The sequence below is a fragment of the Streptomyces sp. NPDC006332 genome (assembly GCF_040612855.1).
Classification (GTDB): Bacteria; Actinomycetota; Actinomycetes; order Streptomycetales; family Streptomycetaceae; genus Streptomyces.
The window spans coordinates 53,448-72,173 of sequence record NZ_JBEXRA010000039.1; the positions used below are offsets into that span (position 1 = coordinate 53,448).

18 protein-coding genes are annotated in these 18,726 nt (G+C 71.2%); 9 read left to right on the forward strand and 9 right to left on the reverse strand.

Going from position 1 to position 18,726, the window contains the following annotated elements; all coding sequences use genetic code 11:
• Positions 1 to 66: 66 nt before the first annotated feature.
• The gene (locus ABZ027_RS29575) at positions 67 to 876 is read left to right on the forward strand and encodes an exodeoxyribonuclease III (RefSeq protein ID WP_356773635.1); all 810 of its coding nucleotides are present in this window, start codon (positions 67 to 69) and stop codon (positions 874 to 876) included.
• Here ABZ027_RS29575 and ABZ027_RS29580 read toward each other — a convergent pair.
• The gene (locus tag ABZ027_RS29580; RefSeq protein WP_356773636.1) at positions 858 to 1,547 is read right to left on the reverse strand and encodes a MerR family transcriptional regulator; all 690 of its coding nucleotides are present in this window, start codon (positions 1,545 to 1,547) and stop codon (positions 858 to 860) included. The genes ABZ027_RS29575 and ABZ027_RS29580 overlap by 19 nt on opposite strands.
• A gap of 166 nt (positions 1,548 to 1,713) precedes the next feature.
• On the opposite strand from ABZ027_RS29580, the gene ABZ027_RS29585 reads away from it, so the two are divergent.
• From ABZ027_RS29585 to ABZ027_RS29595, 3 genes are all read left to right on the forward strand, one after another.
• Complete coding sequence (locus ABZ027_RS29585; RefSeq protein ID WP_356773637.1) at positions 1,714 to 3,213, forward strand: NAD(P)/FAD-dependent oxidoreductase; 1,500 nt, start codon at positions 1,714 to 1,716, stop codon at positions 3,211 to 3,213.
• A gap of 91 nt (positions 3,214 to 3,304) precedes the next feature.
• Positions 3,305 to 4,189, forward strand: coding sequence for an SDR family oxidoreductase (locus ABZ027_RS29590; protein WP_356773638.1), 885 nt, complete (start codon positions 3,305 to 3,307; stop codon positions 4,187 to 4,189).
• Positions 4,190 to 4,275: 86 nt separating this feature from the next.
• Positions 4,276 to 4,527, forward strand: a complete 252-nt coding sequence (locus tag ABZ027_RS29595) for a hypothetical protein (protein ID WP_356773639.1) — start codon at positions 4,276 to 4,278, stop codon at positions 4,525 to 4,527.
• Between the two features lie 199 nt (positions 4,528 to 4,726).
• On the opposite strand, the gene ABZ027_RS29600 is transcribed toward ABZ027_RS29595, so the two are convergent.
• Positions 4,727 to 8,131 (reverse strand): S41 family peptidase, encoded by a 3,405-nt coding sequence (locus ABZ027_RS29600; protein ID WP_356773640.1) that lies wholly within the window; start codon positions 8,129 to 8,131, stop codon positions 4,727 to 4,729.
• Between the two features lie 157 nt (positions 8,132 to 8,288).
• Here ABZ027_RS29600 and ABZ027_RS29605 point away from each other — a divergent pair, with 157 nt between their 5' ends.
• Together ABZ027_RS29605 and ABZ027_RS29610 are read left to right on the forward strand one after the other, a co-directional pair.
• The gene (locus tag ABZ027_RS29605; protein ID WP_356773641.1) at positions 8,289 to 8,891 is read left to right on the forward strand and encodes a TetR/AcrR family transcriptional regulator; all 603 of its coding nucleotides are present in this window, start codon (positions 8,289 to 8,291) and stop codon (positions 8,889 to 8,891) included.
• Between the two features lie 141 nt (positions 8,892 to 9,032).
• Positions 9,033 to 11,267, forward strand: a complete 2,235-nt coding sequence (locus ABZ027_RS29610) for an MMPL family transporter (RefSeq protein WP_356773642.1) — start codon at positions 9,033 to 9,035, stop codon at positions 11,265 to 11,267.
• Between the two features lie 125 nt (positions 11,268 to 11,392).
• Here ABZ027_RS29610 and ABZ027_RS29615 read toward each other — a convergent pair whose 3' ends face one another.
• Positions 11,393 to 11,851, reverse strand: coding sequence for a hypothetical protein (locus ABZ027_RS29615; RefSeq protein ID WP_356773643.1), 459 nt, complete (start codon positions 11,849 to 11,851; stop codon positions 11,393 to 11,395).
• A gap of 76 nt (positions 11,852 to 11,927) precedes the next feature.
• Between ABZ027_RS29615 and ABZ027_RS29620 the strand changes: the two genes are divergently transcribed.
• The 3 genes from ABZ027_RS29620 to ABZ027_RS29630 all read left to right on the forward strand — a co-directional run bounded on the left by ABZ027_RS29620 (position 11,928) and on the right by ABZ027_RS29630 (position 13,637).
• On the forward strand, positions 11,928 to 12,449 hold the full coding sequence (locus tag ABZ027_RS29620) for a YbaK/EbsC family protein (protein WP_356773644.1): 522 nt from the start codon (positions 11,928 to 11,930) through the stop codon (positions 12,447 to 12,449).
• Entirely contained in the window at positions 12,446 to 13,291 is an 846-nt protein-coding gene (locus ABZ027_RS29625) for a DMT family transporter (RefSeq protein WP_356773645.1), read from the forward strand. The genes ABZ027_RS29620 and ABZ027_RS29625 overlap by 4 nt, the downstream gene beginning before the upstream one ends.
• A 70-nt stretch (positions 13,292 to 13,361) precedes the next feature.
• Positions 13,362 to 13,637: a DUF1876 domain-containing protein gene (locus tag ABZ027_RS29630; RefSeq protein ID WP_356773646.1), complete on the forward strand. Its 276-nt coding sequence runs from the start codon at positions 13,362 to 13,364 to the stop codon at positions 13,635 to 13,637.
• On the opposite strand, the gene ABZ027_RS29635 is transcribed toward ABZ027_RS29630, so the two are convergent.
• The 6 genes from ABZ027_RS29635 to ABZ027_RS29660 form a co-directional block, all read right to left on the reverse strand.
• Entirely contained in the window at positions 13,627 to 14,820 is a 1,194-nt protein-coding gene (locus ABZ027_RS29635; RefSeq protein ID WP_356773673.1) for a serine hydrolase domain-containing protein, read from the reverse strand. The two genes, ABZ027_RS29630 and ABZ027_RS29635, sit on opposite strands and share 11 nt — an antisense overlap.
• 91 nt (positions 14,821 to 14,911) lie before the next feature.
• A complete protein-coding gene (locus ABZ027_RS29640) occupies positions 14,912 to 15,397 on the reverse strand; it encodes an organic hydroperoxide resistance protein (protein WP_356773647.1) in 486 nt (161 codons plus the stop codon).
• A 107-nt stretch (positions 15,398 to 15,504) separates the two neighbouring features.
• Complete coding sequence (locus ABZ027_RS29645; RefSeq protein ID WP_356773648.1) at positions 15,505 to 15,975, reverse strand: MarR family transcriptional regulator; 471 nt, start codon at positions 15,973 to 15,975, stop codon at positions 15,505 to 15,507.
• Positions 15,972 to 16,730, reverse strand: a complete 759-nt coding sequence (locus ABZ027_RS29650) for an ABC transporter ATP-binding protein (RefSeq protein ID WP_356773649.1) — start codon at positions 16,728 to 16,730, stop codon at positions 15,972 to 15,974. Before ABZ027_RS29650 ends, ABZ027_RS29645 begins: the two co-directional genes overlap by 4 nt.
• The gene (cbiQ, locus tag ABZ027_RS29655) at positions 16,718 to 17,479 is read right to left on the reverse strand and encodes a cobalt ECF transporter T component CbiQ (RefSeq protein ID WP_356773650.1); all 762 of its coding nucleotides are present in this window, start codon (positions 17,477 to 17,479) and stop codon (positions 16,718 to 16,720) included. The genes ABZ027_RS29650 and cbiQ overlap by 13 nt, the downstream gene beginning before the upstream one ends.
• Positions 17,479 to 18,522 (reverse strand): energy-coupling factor ABC transporter permease, encoded by a 1,044-nt coding sequence (locus ABZ027_RS29660; RefSeq protein WP_356773651.1) that lies wholly within the window; start codon positions 18,520 to 18,522, stop codon positions 17,479 to 17,481. The genes cbiQ and ABZ027_RS29660 overlap by 1 nt, the downstream gene beginning before the upstream one ends.
• Positions 18,523 to 18,726 lie beyond the last annotated feature (204 nt).

Genomic DNA, 18,726 nt, shown 5'->3' on the forward strand with positions numbered 1-18,726 from the left:
ATCCGTACTGGGCCGAAATCCGGGCCCCGTCCAGCCCGGCGTCGGCCTGCCGGTAGTGTGCCGCGGGTGCTGACTGTCACCACCGTGAATGTGAACGGGCTGCGGGCCGCCGCGAAGAAGGGGTTCGTGGAGTGGCTCGCACAGACCTCCGCCGACGTCGTCTGCCTCCAGGAGGTGCGCGCCGAGCCGCAGCAGCTGCCCGAGCAGGTGCGCACCCCCGAAGGCTGGCACGTCGTGCACGCGCCCGCCGCCGCGAAGGGGCGGGCCGGTGTCTCCCTCTACACCCGCCGCGAACCCGACCGGGTCCGGATCGGCTTCGGCTCCTCGGAGTTCGACACCAGCGGCCGCTACGTCGAGGCCGACCTGCCGGGTGTCACGGTCGCGTCGCTCTACCTGCCCTCCGGTGAGGTCGGCACCGAACGCCAGGACGAGAAGGTCCGCTTCATGGGCGAGTTCCTCGCCTACGTCAAGGACCTGCGCGAACGCGCCGCCGCCGACGGCCGCGAGGTCGTCATCTGTGGCGACTGGAACATCGCCCACCAGCAGGCCGACCTCAAGAACTGGCGCGCCAACCAGAAGAGCTCCGGCTTCCTCCCGGAGGAACGGGCCTGGCTGACCCGGGTCCTGGACCCCACGGAGGGCGGTTACGTCGACGTCGTACGGACGCTGCATCCGGAGGCCGAGGGGCCGTACACGTGGTGGTCGTACCGGGGGCGGGCCTTCGACAACGATTCAGGGTGGAGGATCGACTACCACTGCTCCACGCCCGGTCTCGCCGCCAAGGCGGTCAAGGGGTACGTCGAGCGCGCCGCCACGCACGCCGAGCGCTGGTCGGACCACGCTCCGGTGACCGTGGTCTACGACCGCTGGTCCTGACCCGTCTCGTCGCGCTCCGGGCCGGTCGGGTCCCGCCTCCGCAGCCGCCGGTCCAACGCCAGTGACAGTTCCGCCTCCACCACGCTGCGGGCCAGCGGGCGCAGGCGCTGGAGGTTTTCCTCGGGGCCGTGGCGGAGGATGAGGTCGGTGAAGAGGTCGGCCAGGGCGTCGGCGTGTTCGCGGACCCGGGCGCCCGCGGACAGGACGTCGGCGAGTGGGATGCCCTCGTGGACCAGGGCGGAGGAGACGTCCAGGAGACGGCGGCTGATGTGGACGATCTCGTCGCCGGCGGTGCCGAGGTAGCCGAGGTCCAGGGCGGCGGCGAGGTTCTCGGCGGTGACCTGTCCCTCGAAGCGGGCGGCGAGTTCCTCGGGGGTGAGGCGGACCGGCTCCTCCTCGGTGGGGGTGTCGACGCCGAGGAGTTCGCCGACGTCGCGGCCGTGGTCGAAGGCCTCCGCCAGTTCCGCGATGCCGTTCAGGGTGTGCCCGCGTTCCAGCAGGGCGGTGATGGTGCGCAGCCGGGCCAGGTGACTGTCGTCGTACCAGGCGATACGGCCCTCACGGCGCGGTGGGTGGATCAGCTTGCGCTCGCGGTAGAAGCGCAGGGTGCGCACCGTGATCCCGGCCTCCTGGGCCAGCTCCTCCATGCGGTACTCACGCTTGTCTGCCACGCCCGCACCCTATGTCGTACTCCCGGTGCCCGCGGGGGGCGGCCGCTGGCGCAAAAGTCCTGGTGCGCCCCCTACCCATCAGTACGGACCTGCTCTACCCTCCCCATTGCGCCAGTATTCACTGGCACATTTCAGGGTGACGTGTGTGACGTGTGGAGGCTCCGGGATGGCCGAGCGGGAACACGTGCGGGTGGCGGTGATCGGGTCCGGGTTCGGCGGGCTGGGAGCCGCCGTACGGCTGCGGCGCATGGGCGTCACCGACTTCGTCGTGCTGGAGCGGGCCGGCAGCGTCGGCGGGGCCTGGCGGGACAACACCTATCCGGGGTGCGCCTGTGACGTGCCGTCCCATCTGTACTCGTTCTCCTTCGCGCCCAACCCCGACTGGCCGCGCACGTTCTCCGGGCAGGAACACATCCGCGCCTACCTGGAGCATGTGACGGACGTCTTCGGGCTGCGCCCGCACCTGCGTCTGCACTCCGAGGTCAAGCGGATGGTGTGGAACGGCGAGCGGCTGTGCTGGGACATCGAGACCGTCGGCGGCCCGCTCTCGGCCGACATGGTCGTCTCCGCCACCGGGCCGCTGTCCGACCCGCGTATCCCGGACATCCCGGGGCTCACCTCGTTTTCCGGCACGGTGTTCCACTCGGCACGCTGGGACCACGACGCCGACCTGCGCGGCAAGAGGGTCGCCGTGGTCGGCACCGGCGCCTCCGCCATCCAGATCGTCCCGGCCATCCAGCCCGAGGTCGCCCGGCTCACCCTCTTCCAGCGCACCCCGCCCTGGGTGCTGCCCCGCGTCGACCGGGCGATCAGCGGCGCGGAACGCGCGCTGCACCGCGCGCTGCCGTTCACCGCGCAGGCCCGGCGCGGACTGCTGTGGGGCATCCGGGAGTTGCAGGTCCAGGCGTTCACCAAACGCCCCGACGAGCTCGGTCTGGTCGAGCGGGTGGCCGGGCGCGCCATGGCCCGCTCCATCAAGGACCCGGCGCTGCGCGCCAAACTGACGCCGGACTACCGCATCGGCTGCAAGCGGATCCTGCTGTCCGGCACCTACTATCCGGCCCTCGCGCAGCCCAACGTGGACCTTGTCGCGAGCGGACTGAGCGAGATCCGCGGCTCGACGCTGGTCGCCGCCGACGGCACCGAGACCGAGGCCGACGCGATCGTCTTCGGCACGGGGTTCCACGTCACGGACATGCCGATCGCCGACCGGGTGGTCGGCGCGGACGGGCGCACGCTCGCCGAGTCCTGGAAGGACGGAATGGAGGCGCTGCGCGGTGCCTCGGCGGCCGGGTTCCCCAACTGGATGACCGTCATCGGCCCCAACACCGGCCTCGGGAACTCCTCGATGATCCTGATGATCGAGTCCCAGCTGAACTACATGGCCGACTACGTACGGCAGTTGAACGTCCTCGGCGGCCGGGTCGCCCTCGACGCCCGCCCGGGCGCCGTGCGCGCCTGGAACGACCGGGTGCAGGAGCGCATGAAGCGCACGGTGTGGAGTACGGGCGGCTGCACCAGCTGGTACCAGGACGCGAGCGGCCGCAACACCACCATCTGGCCGGGCACCACGACGGAGTTCCGGCGCGCGACCCGGCGGGTGGTTCTCGGGGAGTACCACGTCCTGCGGGTGCCCCGGGAGAAGGCGGCCGGGGTCGGCGCGTGAGCCGTCCCCGCGCGGGTCGGACCCGGCCCGGCGGGCAGATCCGGGAGCTCGTCACCACGTACGTCCAGGTCGGTCACGTCAAGGAGGACGCATGAGCAGGGTCGGTCTCGAAGGACAGGTCGCCGTCGTCACCGGAGCCGCGCGCGGTGTCGGGGAGCTGCTGGCCCGCAAGCTGTCCGCGCGCGGGGCGACGGTGGCGCTGGTCGGGTTGGAGCCCGCCCTGCTCAAGGAGGTCTCCGAGCGGCTGCACGGCGACAGCGGCCACTGGTACGCCGACGTCACCGACCACGAGGCGATGGCCCGGGTCGCCCAGGAGGTCAAGGAACGGTTCGGGAAGGTCGACATCGTCGTCGCCAACGCGGGAGTCGCCAGCGGCGGGCCCTTCGTGGACTGCGATCCGGTGGCCTGGCGGCGGGTGATCGAGGTCAACCTGATCGGATCGGCGATGACCGCCCGGGCGTTCCTGCCGGTGCTGACGGAGAGCCGGGGCTATCTGCTCCAGATCGCCTCCCTCGCCGCGATCACCCCGGCGCCCATGATGACCGCGTACTGCGCGTCCAAGTCCGGTGTGGAGGCGTACGCGCACAGTCTGCGGGCCGAGGTCGGCCACAAGGGGGTGCGGGTCGGGGTCGGTTACCTGTCGTGGACCGACACCGACATGGTGCGCGGGGCCGATCAGGAGGAGGTGATGCGGGAACTGCGGCAACGGCTGCCGTGGCCGGCCAACAAGACATATCCGCTGGGTCCGGCGGTGGACCGGATCGTGGCCGGGATCGAGCGCAGGTCGAGTCATGTCTACGGGCAGTGGTGGCTGCGTGGCATGCAGGGCGTGCGCGGATACCTGCCCGGGGTCATCGGGACCGTGGGGCAACGGGAGATGAGGCGGTTCGCGTCCCGGCTGGAAGGCATGCGCACGGGTCTCGTCGGCGCAGGTGGGGCGGCGGACGAGGAGGCCCGCGCTACGCACCGTAGTTGATCGAAATGCGCACTGTGTCCGGCCGTGTGAATCTGGTCGAGGCCCCACGTAGGGGTCCATCCCCCACTCATTAGGAGTGAGCCCACATGGGTATGAAGGATCAGTTCCAGGAAAAGTCGGAGCAGATGCGGGACCAGGCCAAGCAGAAGGCCCAGCAGGCCCGGGAGAAGGGCCAGAAGGGCCAGGAGCGCGGCCAGGAGCGCGGCCAGGAGCGTGGCCGACCGGCTCAGGAGCGCGGTCAGGAGCGCGGCCGGCCCGGTGAGCGCATGCGGGACGAGCAGGGCGAGCGTATGCGCCGCGATGACGAGGACCGCTTCGCGCAGGACTACGACGCCTGACGACGCTGCGGTCGGCTTCGGCCGGTGAACGTGGGGTGCCCTTCCTTCGAGGGGTGCCCCATGTTCTGGTGGGGGGTGGGGTGTTCGGGCGAGCTGTCGGGTGCGGGTGTTTGGGGGCTTGTCGCGCAGTTCCCCGCGCCCCTTCAGGGACAGGTGTTCGGGGGCTTGTCGCGCAGTTCCCCGCGCCCCTTCAGGTTCGTCAAGGACGCCGCGGGAGTTTCTGTCTTGCTCTGTTCGGGACGTTGGAGTGGTCCGGGGGAGCTGCTGGGGGGTTGGATTCCAGGAGTTCCACGGCCAGGTGCACCGCGTCGGCGAGCTGGGCGTGTCTGCCCTCCGCCCAGTCCAGGGGGGTGCGGAGGATCTCCAGGTCCGGGGCGACGCCGTGGTTCTCCACGGACCAGCCGTACGCGTCGAACCAGGCCGCGTTCATCGGGACCGTGATCACCGTGCCGTCGCCCAGTTGGTGACGGCCGGTCATGCCGACGACTCCGCCCCAGGTGCGCTGTCCGACCACGGGACCCAGGTTCAGGAGCTTGAAGGCGGCCGTGATCATGTCGCCGTCCGAGGAGGTCGCCTCGTCGGCCAGGGCCACCACCGGGCCGCGCGGGGCGTTCGAGGCGTACGACACGGGCTGGGCGTCGCGGGTCAGGTCCCAGCCGAGGATCGTGCGGGTCAGTTTCTCCACGACCAGCTCGCTGATGTGGCCGCCCGCGTTGCCCCGCACGTCCACGATGAGCGCGGGGCGTGACATCTCCATCCGCAGGTCCCGGTTGAACTGGGCCCACCCCGAGCCACCCATGTCGGGGATGTGCAGGTAGCCGCAGCGGCCCCCGCTCAACTCCCGTACCACGGACCGGCGTTTGGCCACCCAGTCCTGGTAGCGGAGGGGACGCTCGTCGACGAGCGGGACGACCGCCACCCGGCGTGGGCGTCCCCGCGCATCGGCGGGGGTGAAGGTCAGCTCGACCGTCGTGCCGCCCGCCCCCGCCAGCAGCGGATACGGCCCCCTGTCCGGATCCACCGGGCGGCCGTCCACGTGGGTGAGCACGGCACCCTCCCGGATGCCCGTGCCGGCCAGCGGCGAGCGTGCCTTGGAGTCGGAGGAGTCGCCGGGCAGGATCCGTCTGACCGTCCAACCGTCGTCCCGGCGGACGAAGTTGGCGCCGAGGAGGCCTTGGCGCCGCTGGTAGTGCCGGGGACCCTCGTTGCGGCGGGCGGCCGAGACGTACGCGTGGGAGGTGCCGAGTTCGCCCAGCAGTTCGCGCAGGAGGTCGGCGAACTCGTCCGGGGACGCGACCCGTTCCACCAGCGGACGGTACTGGTCGAGGATCGCGTCCCAGTCGATGCCGCACATCCCCGGTTCCCAGAAGTACGCCCGGATGAGCCGGCCCGCCTCCTCGTACGACTGGCGCCAGTCGGCGGCCGGGTCGACCTGGTGCAGGATGCGGCGGACATCGATCCAGACCGACGTGTCGCCGTCGCCGGACTCGGTCGACGGGACCGCGCGCAGCTCGTCCTCGTCCACCAGGACCAGCCGGCTGCCGTCGCCGCTCACCGCGAACCAGTCCAGGTGCTCGACGAGTTCGGACTTCTTCGCCTTGCTGATGCTGAAGTGCTCCAGGGTGGGGCGGCCGGTGGTGTCGTCCGGGTTGGCGAAGGTCTCGCCCAGCGCGCCGGAGATCGGCCAGCGCAGCCAGACCAGCCCGCCGCCCGCGACCGGGTGCAGCGCCGAGTACTTGGAGGCGGTCACCGGGAAGGGCGTCACCCGGCTCTCCAGACCCTCGGCCTCGACGAGCACCGTGCCGTCGCCGCCCTCGTCCTCCTCCACGGGGTCCAGGCCCCCGGCGGCCGGGCGGCCCTCCGGGTTCACGGCGAAGGGGGAGGGGGTGAGGGAGGACAGGGGGACCAGGTAGGGGCGGCAGCCGAGCGGGAAGGACAGGTCGCCGGTGTGCACGTCGTACACCGGGTCGAAGCCGCGCCAGGACAGGAACGCGAGATAGCGGCCGTCCCTGGTGAACACCGGGTTCTCGTCCTCGAAGCGGCCGTTGGTGACGTCCACGATCACCGGACCGTCCTGTCCGGTGGCGGAGATGCGGGCCATCTTGATCTGGCGCAGCGTGCGGCCGATGCCCGGGTGCGACCAGGTGAGCCAGGCCCCGTCCGGGGAGAAGGCGAGGTCGCGCACCGGGCCGTTGACCGAGTGGATGAGTTCCGTCACCTCGCCGCCGCCTGAATCGGCCGTGTGCGAGCCGGAATCGTCGGTGTGCGGGCCCGAGTTGTCCGTGGGCGAGGCGGAACTGATCCTTCCGGAGTCTGAGTTGTCCGCCCCCGTGCCCTCCGTACTCGTCCCCGTCGCTGTCCCCGCCCCGGAACCCGCCTCGTCGGACACCGTGATCAGGAGCAGTCGTCCGTCGTGCGAGGCGATGGCCAGTCGGTCGCCCTGGGGGTCGGACACCAGCTCCAGCACCCGCCCGAGCCCGCCCGACGCCAGTCGCCGTGGCTCGCGGTCGCCTGTCGCCCTCGGGAGGGAGGCGATCTCGATCGCGTCCTCGCCCTCCGCGTCCGTCACGTAAGCGACCTGGCCGCCCGAGCCGAGCATCTCCGGAAGCCGGACCCGTACTCCGGGGACGTCGGTGATCGTACGGGCGGGGCCGTCCCGGTGGGTGAGCCAGTACAGGCTGCCCCGGACGACGACGGCGCTCGCGCGGCCCGTCTCGTCGACCGAGACGCCGTCCACGTGCTGGGCGGCCGGGACCTGGTAGGGACGGCGCCCCGCGCGCGGCCCGCTCAGCCGGACGTCCAGCCGGCGCGGTTCGGAGTCGGCGGCCAGGTCGTCGACGATCCACAGGTCACCGCCGCACTGGTACACCACCCGGCTGCCGTCGCTCGCCGCGTGCCGGGCGTAGAAGGCGTCGTGGTCGGTGTGCCGACGCAGGTCGGAGCCGTCGTGGGCGCAGGAGTAGAGGTTGCCGACGCCCTCGTGGTCGGAGAGGAAGGCGATCCGGTCGCCGACGAACAGGGGGGAGTGGAGATGGCCGTTCAGGTCGGCGAGGATGCGCTCCCCGTGCAGCCACAGCCTGCCGGTGGCCCCGCCCCGGTAGCGCTTCCAGGAGGCGGGTTCGTGCGGCGGGGTGCCGGTGAGGAGCAGGGTCCGGCGCTCGCCGTCGAAGTCGGCGGACTGGATGTCGGAGACCGGGCCCCAGGGGAGCTTGCGGCCCGGGTCGCCGTCGGGACGGATCTTGTACGCCCAGGTGAAGTAGGAGAAGGGCTCGCCGTGGGAGGCGACCGCGAGGATCTGGCTGTGTCCATCCGCGTCCGGGGGCGTCCAGCCGCGAACCTGGGTGTCCGGCGAGCCCCAGTGGGTGAGCTGCCTGCCCGAGCCGCCCGCCACCGGCACCAGATGGACCTCGGGGAGCAGACTGCGCCAGCTCGTGTACGCGAGGTGGCCGCCGTCGGGCGAGAAGCGGGGGTGGCCGACCTTGGTGCGGTCGACGGTGAGTCGCCAGGCGCGGCCCGTCCGGTCGAGGGGAGCCAGCCAGAGATCGTCCTCGGCCACGAAGCACAGCTGATCACCGCTCAGATGCGGGAAACGCAGATAGCTCACCTCCCCATGCTTTTCCTGGGGACGAACTGGAGCAACTTATGACTAAGGGTCGGCCCGTGACCCACAACACGAACGAAACCGTTTCGTTTCGCTCGGGAGTGCGATACATTCTCCATGTACGAAACCGTGTCGTTCGGAGTGCTGGAAGGTGAACACAGTGGCTGAGGCAGCAACGGCGCGGCGCAGCCGGATCACACCCGAGCGCGAGGCCGAGCTGTACACGGCCGTGCTCGACCTGCTCCGCGAGGTCGGCTACGACGCCCTCACCATGGACGCCGTCGCCGCCCGCACCCGATCCAGCAAGGCCACGCTCTACCGTCAGTGGGGCGGCAAGCCCGAACTGGTCGTGAAGGCGGTGCGGCACAACAAGCCGGGCTCCCTCTCGGAGATCGACACGGGGTCGCTCAGGGGTGACCTGCACGCTCTCACGCTGCGCTCGGACGACTGCCAGATGGAGCAGAACTCCGCGCTGATGCGGGGTCTGGCCATGGCGGTCCACGACAACCCGGACCTGCTGCGGGCGTTCAAGGAGCATCTCGTCGAGCCGGAGATGGAGGACTTCCGTCGCGTGCTGGGCCGGGCGATCGACCGGGGCGAGGTCCGAGCGGACAACCCGGCAGCCGCCTTCATCATGCACATGATGATCGGGGCGTTCTCCGCCCGCACGCTGCTCGACGAGCAGCCACCGACGCAGGACTTCCTCCTTTCGTACATCGACGCAGTGGTCCTCCCCGCCCTCTGCGCGCCCCCCACCGCCTGACCCTCCCCCCTCACCTGACCGTCCCCGCGGTCCGCCCATCCTGACGCCACCGCTCACGTCGTCGGGCCGATCAGCCACGCCACCCAGCGGGCTGATCACCCCTGCCCAGAAGAACCCACGACCTGACCGGAGTACGCCTTCGTGGCCACGTTCCTCTACAAACTCGGCCGGCTCGCCTTCCGGCGACGGCATCTCGTCGCCCTGATATGGGTCGCCCTGCTGACCCTCGCGGGTGTCGGCGCGGCCAGCGCCCCCGCCGCCGGAACCACCTCCTTCTCGATTCCCGGCACCGAAGCGCAGAAAGCCTTCGACCTGCTGGAACAGCGCTTCCCCGGCGCCAGCGCCGACGGCGCGACCGGACGCATAGTCTTCAAGGCGCCCAAGGGCGAGAAGATGACGGACGCCGACAACAAGGCGACCGTTGACAAGACCGTCAAGGAACTGCGCGACGGCTCCGAGGTCGTCTCCGTCACCGATCCGTTCACGACGCACGCCGTGAGCAAGGACGGAACGGTCGCCTACACGTCGGTGAAGTACAAACTCCCCGGCATGGAGCTGGCGGACTCGACCACGGACGCCCTCGCGGCGGCCGGTGACGAGGCCCGGGCCACCGGGCTGACCGTCGACGTCGGAGGTGACGCCCTGCAGGCCGCGCCCGAGACGGGGGCGACCGGTGAGATCGTCGGCCTCGCCCTTGCCGCGGTCGTCCTCGTCATCACCCTGGGCTCGCTGGTCGCGGCCGGACTGCCGCTGCTGACGGCGATCATCGGCGTCGGCATCGGTGTCTCCACCATCACCGCCCTCGCCAAGACGCTCGACCTCGGCGACACCACGTCCACGCTGGCGCTGATGATCGGCCTCGCGGTCGGCATCGACTACGCCCTGTTCATCGTCTCCCGCTACCGCGGCGAGCTGGCCGAGGGCCGCGACCGTGAGGAGGCGGTCGGCCGCGCTGTGGGCACCTCCGGCTCGGCGGTGGTCTTCGCGGGCCTCACGGTCGTGATCGCGCTGGCAGGCCTCACGGTCGTCAACGTCCCGATGCTGACCAAGATGGGCCTCGCGGCGGCGGGCACGGTCGTGGTCGCCGTACTCATCGCACTGACCATGATCCCGGCGCTCCTCGGCTACGCCGGCCGGAAGATCCGTCCGGCGGGCGGGAAGCGCGGCGGCACGTCCAAGAAGGCTGAGAAGGCCGCGAAGTCCTCCGGGGCGCCGGCCAAGCCCGGCATCGGCACCCGCTGGGCGAGCTTCGTCATCCGCCGTCCGGCCGCCGTGCTGCTGCTCGGCGTGGTCGGTCTGGGTGCGGTCGCCGTCCCGGCCGCCCAGCTGGAGCTGGGGCTGCCCGACGACGGCTCGCAGCCCACCTCCACGACGCAGCGCCGGGCGTACGACCTGCTGTCGGAGGGCTTCGGCCCCGGCTTCAACGGGCCCCTGATGATCGTGGTCGACGCCAAGAACAGCGACGACCCGAAGGCGGCGGCCACCGCGGTGACCGACGGGGTCAAGGGCCTCAAGGACGTCGTGACGGTGACCCCGGCGACGTTCAACAAGGCCGGTGACACCGCGACGATCACCGTGATCCCCGGCTCCAAGCCGTCCTCCGTCCAGACCGAGGACCTGGTCCACGCGATCCGTGGCACGGGCGCCGGCATCAAGGCGGACACCGGCGCGGACGTCCTGGTCACCGGCACGACCGCGATGAACATCGACTTCTCGCAGAAGCTCAACGACGCCCTGGTCCCGTACCTGGGCCTGGTGGTGGGCCTCGCCTTCCTGCTCCTGATCGTGGTCTTCCGGTCCATCCTGGTCCCGCTGAAGGCGGCCCTCGGCTTCCTGCTCAGCGTGCTCGCCGCACTCGGCGCCGTGGTCGCGGTCTTCCAGTGGGGCTGGCTCTCCGGCCTGATCGGGGTCGAGCAGACGGGTCCGATCATGTCGATGATGCCGATCTTCATGGTCGGCGTGGTCTTCGGTCTCGCGATGGACTACGAGGTGTTCCTCGTGACCCGCATGCGGGAGGCGTACGTCCACGGCGAGTCGCCGAGCCAGGCCGTGGTGACCGGCTTCAAGCACAGCGCCCGGGTGGTCGCGGCCGCCGCGGTCATCATGATGGCCGTCTTCGGTGGCTTCATCAGCGCCAGCGAGTCGATGATCAAGATGATCGGCTTCGGTCTCGCGATCGCCGTCTTCTTCGACGCGTTCGTCGTCCGCATGGCCATCGTCCCCGCGGTGCTCGCGCTGCTCGGCGAGAAGGCCTGGTGGCTGCCGAAGTGGCTGGACCGCGCGCTGCCGAACGTGGACGTGGAGGGCGAGGGGCTGCGCACCCTGGACGACAAGCGGCGCGACGAGGACGAGGACCGGGAGCTGGTCAAGGCCTGACCTGAGGTCGGACCGGTAGTCCCGGATTCCGGGGGAGGTCCGACCCACCCAGCTTCCGTGCGTGACCGGCCGGTGAGGGCTCCGTGGGGACGGGGCACGCCCTCACCGGCCTTCCTCGACTCAGCTCACGGCGAGATCCAGCAGTACAGGTGGTGCCCCTTGCCCGTGGCCCGCTGGGCGAGGTCGGCCAACTGGCGGAGGAACGAGGTGAGATCCTCGACGGCCTCCTTGTCCGGTGGGTAGGAGAAGGCGTCCGAGACGGCCCAGCCCTGGGCGACGGCGTCGAACAACGTCCTGTCGAAGCTCACGAGGGCGTCACGGAGGGTGTCGGTGAGCGACACGCTGACGATCTCACCGTTTCCCACCATGGCCACCAGGTGACCGTGCCGTGGATCGGCCTTGACAGCGTCCTGGGAACGCCCGGTTATCAGGGACTCGGCAGGCAGCAGGTTGACCACCGGGTCGATGCCCTTGAGCACGAACTGGTCGTATCCGGTCCCGCTGGGCTCCTCGTCCTCGCGGACGACGGCCCGGCCGGCGTCCTGGTCATCGGCGGCGCGGTAGTAGCCGTAGAGAACTCCCATACGGCTGATCATGGCATCCGCCACTGACAATGAACCCGTTCGCGTGCCTTACGGACTCGCAACTACCGTGCCGTCCATGACGAAGACGCCCGCGCCCGACGCCCGCCCCGACGACTCCCCGGCCCACCCCCGTTTCGCGGAAGCCCTGCGTGAGCTCGCGCTCGACGATCTGACCCACCGGATCCGCCGCTTCCCGGACGCCACCCGCACCGCCGCCGAGGCCGCCGCGGCGCTCGGGTGCGAGTTGAGCGAGATCTGCAAGTCGCTGATCTTCGCGGCCGACGGGGTGCCGGTGCTGGTGCTGATGGACGGCGCCTCCCGGGTGGACCTGGACCTGGTCCGTGAGGCACTCGGCGCGGACAAGGTCACGCGGGCCAGGGCCGACCTCGTACGGGAGACCACGGGGTACGCGATCGGCGGCGTGCCGCCCTTCGGGCACCGGACCCGGACCCGGGTGCTCGCGGACCGGTCGCTGCTGGAGCACGAACTCGTGTGGGCCGCCGCCGGCACCCCGTACACCGTCTTCCCCATGCGGCCCGAGGACCTCGTCACCCACGCCGGTGCCACCGTGGTGGACGTGCGCGAGCGGACCGCGTGACCCCGCTGGTCACCGCGGCGGTACTGCTGGCCGCGGTGACGCACGCCAGCTGGAACGCGATCGCCCATCACATCACCGACAAACTGGTCGGGTTCACGCTGATCGCGGGCGGAGGGGCGCTGATCGGGCTGGCGATGATCCCTTTCGCGCCGTTTCCGGCAGCGGGGGCGTGGCCGTATCTGATCGTCTCCGCGGTCGTCCACCTCGCGTACTACGCGCTGCTGATGAAGTCCTTCCGGCTCGGCGACTTCGGGCAGGCCTATCCGATCGCCCGCGGCACCGCGCCCCTGGTGGTCACCCTGCTCGCCGCGGTCTTCGCCCACGAGGTGCCGGACGGGTGGGCGGCGGCCGGGATCGCGCTGTCCTGCGCGGGACTGACCGGCGTCGCGGTGTGGGGACTGCGCGGGCGGCGGCCCGACTGGGCGGCGATCGGGGCCGCGTTGGCGACCGGCCTGACCATCGCGCTCTACACGGTCGTGGACGGGCTGGGGGTCCGCGCCTCCGGCACCTCCCTCGGCTACATCGCCTGGCTGATGGCGGTGCAGGGCACAGCCATCCCGGCGTACGCGCTGTACCGATGGAGGGGCCAATTCGTCCCCGTGCTACGGCCGTTCACGGGCGTCGGGCTGCTGGGAGCGGCGCTCTCCGTCGGGGCGTACGGCCTCGTCCTGTGGGCGCAGACCAAGGCGGACCTCGCCCCCATCGCGGCCCTGCGCGAGTCGTCGATCATCGTGGGCGCGGCGATCGGAGCGGTGTTCTTCAAGGAGCGGTTCGGGGTGTCCAGGATCGCGGCGGCCGGGCTGGTGGTGCTCGGGATCGGGCTGATGCTGCACGCGGGATGACGGTGCCCGGCGGGTGCATCCGTGGCCGTCGAGGAGCACCCTGGAAGCAGGTCTTCCGGAGGTGATCGTCATGATGCACACCACTGTGGGATGGCATATCGAGCTGGAGTTCCAGGAGGACGATCAGCGCACCCGGGCGGCTGCGATGGTGCGGCTGCCCGACGGCACCGAGGTGCGTACGCAGGGGCACGCCTCCCGTCATCGCGTCGACCCGAACCAGCCGAGAGTGGGGGAGGAGATCGCCGCGGCCCGCGCCCTGAACGAACTCGCGATGCGGTTGCTGACCAAGGCGCACGGCGAGATCGACGAGGCGTCCGGGCGGACCTCCCACCCGATCAACGTATGACCTGCTCCAGCGCCCCGCGTACGGCCCTGACCAGCGCCTGAGCGCGAGGATCCGCTGTCACGGTCTTGCGGAAACCGTTGGTGACGTAGCCGAAGGAGACGCCGGTCTCCGGGTCGGCGAAGCCGAGCGCGCCGCCGCGGCCGGGGTGCCCGAACGAGCCCGGGCCGAGCAGCGGGGACGCGCTGCCGTGCAGCATGTAGCCGAGGCCGAAGCGGGTGTTGACGACCAGCACACGGTCCGGGCCCGCCGACTCCTCGGCGCGTGCCGCGGCCAGGGTGACCGGGTCGAACAGCGGTAGGGCACGCCCTGTGCCATCGACCTCGCCGATCAGTGCGGCGTAGAAGCGGGCCAGGGCGTCGGCGGTCGCGATGCCGTTGGTGGCGGGCAGGGCGGTCGCCCGGTAGGCGGGGTCGTTCTGGTCCGGGAAAGGGGTGATCGCGGCGAACGCCCGGCGGGTGAGGGAGTCCGGGTCGTCGTAGGCCTCGGTGACCGCGCGCTTCGGGCGGACCCGCAGTCCCGGGCCGGGGGCCGGCTCGGGGGCGTCGATCCGGCCGACCCGGCCGGTCCGGCCCGCTGCCTCCTCCGCCTGCGGCAGCCCCAGCCACAGGTCCAGGCCCAGCGGCCCGGCGATCTCGTTCGCGATCCACTCGCCGGCGCCCTGTCCGGTCACGCGTCGCACCAGCTCGTCGAGCATCCAGCCGTACGTCAGCGCGTGGTACCCGTGGTCGGTGCCGGGCTCCCACACGGGGGCCTGCGCGGCGACCGCCTCCGGTCCCCGGCTCGGGTCCAGGGCGTCCTCAGGCGTGAGGGGGCGGTCGAGCAGCGGCAGTCCGGCCCGGTGGTTCAGCACCTGACGTACCAGCACCCGGTCCTTGCCGTGCGCCTTGAACTCGGGCCAGTACTCGCCCACCGGCGCGTCCAGGTCCAGCTCCCCGCGCTGGTGCAGCAGCAGCGGTACGGCGGCGGCGACGCCCTTGGTCGCCGAGCGCATCACCTGGGCGGTGCCGCGCTGCCAGGGCGCGGTCCCGTCGACGTCCTTGGTGCCGCCCCACAGATCGACGACCCGGCGCCCGTCCCGGTACACGGCGACGGCCGCCCCGCGTTCCCCGAGCTCCTCGAAGTTCCGCACGAACGCGTCCCTGACCGGCTCGAAGCCCTCGGCCACAGTGCCGTTCACGTCCACGTCCACGTCCGCACTCCCTGTCCGGTGGTTCTACCTACGACAGTGAGTGAAACATGCCCGTCGGGCCTTCGATTCCGGTGTCCAGTACGCGCTAGCCGAGAAGCGTGGTGACGTCGATGTTGCCGCGGGTCGCGTTCGAGTACGGGCAGACCTCGTGGGCCGCGTCCACCAGCTTGGCCGCGATGTCCGGGTCGAGGACCGGCAGCGAGACGCTGAGGGCGACCGCGAGGCCGTAGCCACGCTGCTGGTTGGGGCCGATGCCGACCTTCGCGGCGACCGTGGAACCAGTCAGGTCGAGGCCGGAGCGGCGGCCGACCAGCACCAGCGCGTTGTGGAAGCAGGCGCTGTAGCCGGCCGCGAACAGCTGCTCCGGATTGGTGCCGTTTCCGTCGCCGCCGAGTTGCGGCGGCATCGCGACCTTCAGCTCGATCTGGCCGTCCTGGCTGGTGACCCAGCCGTCCCGGCCGCCGTGCGCGGTGGCCTCGGCGACGTACACGATCTTCGAGGGACGGGTGTCGACAGCGGTGTCGGCGTCGACAGCGGTGGTGGCCGTCGCGTCGACGGCGGTGTCAGTCATGGCAGGTTCCCCCCGGAACAAGGTGCGCACAAGTGCATCGTGCACAAGGTACTTACCGGTAGGGAGGCCTCCGTTACCGGGGGGTAGCAACCGGCGGTAACCCGAGATCAGCGGGCCCTGTCCGCCGCCGCCTCGGCCCGCTCCGCCAGCGCCCACAACTCCGCACGCAACCCGGCGACCGCCCCACTGTCGAGCTCGGTCGCCGCGAGCAGGGCGCCGGGCACCCGCGCGGCGCGCTCCCTCAGCTCCTCCGCGCGGCCCGTGCACGCCACCAGCACCGAGCGCTTGTCGTTCGCCGCCCGCTCCCGGCGGACCAGCCCCGCGCTCTGCAGCCGCTTGAGCAGGGGCGACACCGTGCCGTAGTCCAGGCGTAGCGCGCCCGCCAGCTCCTTGACGGTGATCTCGCCGCGCTCCCACAGCACCAGCAGCACCAGGTACTGCGGGTAGGTCAGCCCCAGCTCGTCGAGGAGCGGACGGTAGGCGGACGTCACCGCGCGCTGGGCCGCGTAGAGCGCGAAACACAGCTGGTCGTGCAGCAGCGGCGAGCCCTCGTCCGCGGCGCCCTCTTGGTTCGTCACGCGCCCATTGTCACGGACCGCGGGTCGAATCCGAAGGGCAACTCCAGCCGGTGGGCCCGCATCAGCGCGTCGTCGGAGAGCAACTCGCCGGTCGGGCCGTCGGCCGCGATGGCGCCCTCGCTCAGGACCAGTGCGCGGGGGCACAGCTCCAGGGCGTACGGCAGGTCGTGCGTGACCATCAGGACGGTCACGTCCAACGAGCGCAGGATGTCGGCGAGTTCGCGGCGGGAGGCGGGGTCGAGGTTGGAGGACGGCTCGTCGAGGACGAGGATCTCCGGTTCCATCGCGAGGACGGTCGCCACGGCCACCCGGCGCCGCTGCCCGAAGGAGAGGTGGTGCGGCGGCCGGTCCCTGAACTCCGCCATGCCGACCCGGGCCAGCGCCCGCTCCACGCGCGCCTCCAGCTCCGCCCCCCTCAGCCCGGCCGCCGCCGGACCGAAGGCCACGTCCTCACGCACCGACGGCATGAAGAGCTGGTCGTCCGGATCCTGGAAGACGATCCCGACCTTGCGCCGGATCTCGGCCATGTGCTCCTTGCCGACCGGCAGCCCGGCCACCGTCACCGAGCCCGTGCCGCCGCTGAGGATGCCGTTGAGGTGCAGCACCAGGGTCGTCTTGCCGGCGCCGTTCGGGCCGAGCAGCGCGACCCGTTCGCCCCGGGCGATGGCGAAGTCCACGCCGAACAGCGCCTGGTGGCCGTCGGGGTAGGCGAAGGCGAGGCCCGAGACCTCGAGGGAAGCAGTCACAGTGACCATCCCAACACGCAGACGACGAGGGCGGCGAACGGCAGGGTGAAGGCGTACGACCACTGCGCCCGGGACGCGGTCACCTCGTCGATGACCGGCATCGAACCGGCGTACCCCCGGCTGACCATGGCCAGATGGACCCGTTCCCCGCGTTCGTAGGAGCGGATGAACAGCGCCCCGGCCGACTTGGCCAGCACGCCCCAGTGCTTCACGCCCCGTGCCTCGAAGCCCCGGGACTCCCGGGCGATCCGCATCCGGCGCATCTCGTCGGTGATGACGTCGCCGTACCGGATCATGAAGGAGGCGATCTGCACCAGCAGCGGCGGCAGCTTCAACCGCTGGAGTCCGAGGAGGAGTTCGCGCAGCTCGGTGGTGGAGGCGAGGAGTACCGAGGCGGCGACGCCGAGCGTGCCCTTGGCGAGCACGTTCCACGCGCCCCACAGGCCGTTGACGCTCAGCGAGAGCCCCAGCACCTCCACCCGTTCGCCTTCCGCCACGAACGGCATCAGCACCGCGAACGCGACGAACGGGACCTCGATCAGCAGCCGCTTGAGCAGGAAGCCGGCCGGTACGCGGGCGGCGTGGGCGACAAACGCCAGCAGTACGGCGTACAGGCCGAACGCCCACATCGCCTCCCGCGGGGTCGACACCACGACCACCACGAAGGCGAAGGCCGCCGCGAGTTTCGTGTGCGGCGGCAGGACGTGCACGGGTGAGTGCCCGTGCCGGTAGAGCCGGTGCGCGTGCCCCGCGCCCATCAGACGCTCGTGCTCACGGGGGAGGCGTCGTCCGTACGGCGCCTGCGCACCGCCCAGAACACCGTGCTGCCCGCGACGACGGTGACGCCGACGCCGATCACGCCCGCGAGACCGCCGGAGAGGCGGGCGTCCTCGATGTCCTTGACGCCGTAGTCGGCCAGCGGGGAGTCGGCACTCGCGTGCTCCTTCGCCTGCTTGTCGATGCCCTTGTCGGCGGCGACCTTCTCCAGGCCGTCGGGGTTCGCGGAGGCGTAGAAGCTGACGAATCCGGCCAGTACGAGGGAGGACACCAGGCCGGTGATCCACAGCTTGCGGTGCGAGCGGGCGGCGACCGGAACCGGCTGGGCGTCGGGGACGTCGACCAGTTCGCCGTTCACCCGCAGCTTCAGTTTCTGCTGGAGGCCACGGGCGCCGTACACCAGGTCCGGGCGTACGGCGATGACGGCGCCCACGGTCAGCGCGGTGATCGCGGCCTCGCCGATGCCGATCAGGACGTGCACGCCGATCATGGCGGTGGCGACCTTGCCGATGGCCACGTCCGTGGTGCCGCCGACGGCGTACAGGAGGGTGAAGGCGAGCGCCGCGGCCGGGACCGAGAGCAGCGCGGCGGCGAACGAGGCCACCGTCACCGACCGGCGGGTGCGCGGCAGCACCTTCACCAGCCCCCGGAAGACGGCGTAGGCGACGACCGTCGTGACGATCGCCATGTCCGTGATGTTCACGCCGAGGGCGGTCAGGCCGCCGTCCGCGAACAGGATGCCCTGCATCAGCAGGACGACGGACACGCACAGGACCCCGGTGAAGGGGCCGACGAGTATCGCGGCGAGCGCACCGCCGAGCAGGTGTCCGCTGGTCCCCGCCGCGACGGGGAAGTTGAGCATCTGCACGGCGAAGATGAACGCGGCCACCAGGCCGGCCAGCGGCGCGGTGCGTTCGTCGAGTTCGCGGCGGGCGCCGCGCAGGCTCAGGGCGACGGCGCCGGCGGCGACCACTCCGGTCGCGGCGGATACGGGCGCGTTGATGAATCCGTCAGGCACATGCACCGTTCGATGATAGTGGCTTGTTGCGAACGGCTTGCAAGAGTGCCTCGGGAGGAACAGCGCGCGGGGGAACCTCGCGGGTGGCGCGGGAAACCTCGCGAGGGCGTGAGGAACAGCATTTCCGCCCCAGCGGGCGCGATCCCGGAAATGTGCGACGCTGGACGGGGGGCGGACGCACAGCTTCCACACAGGTTACGCACCGTGAGA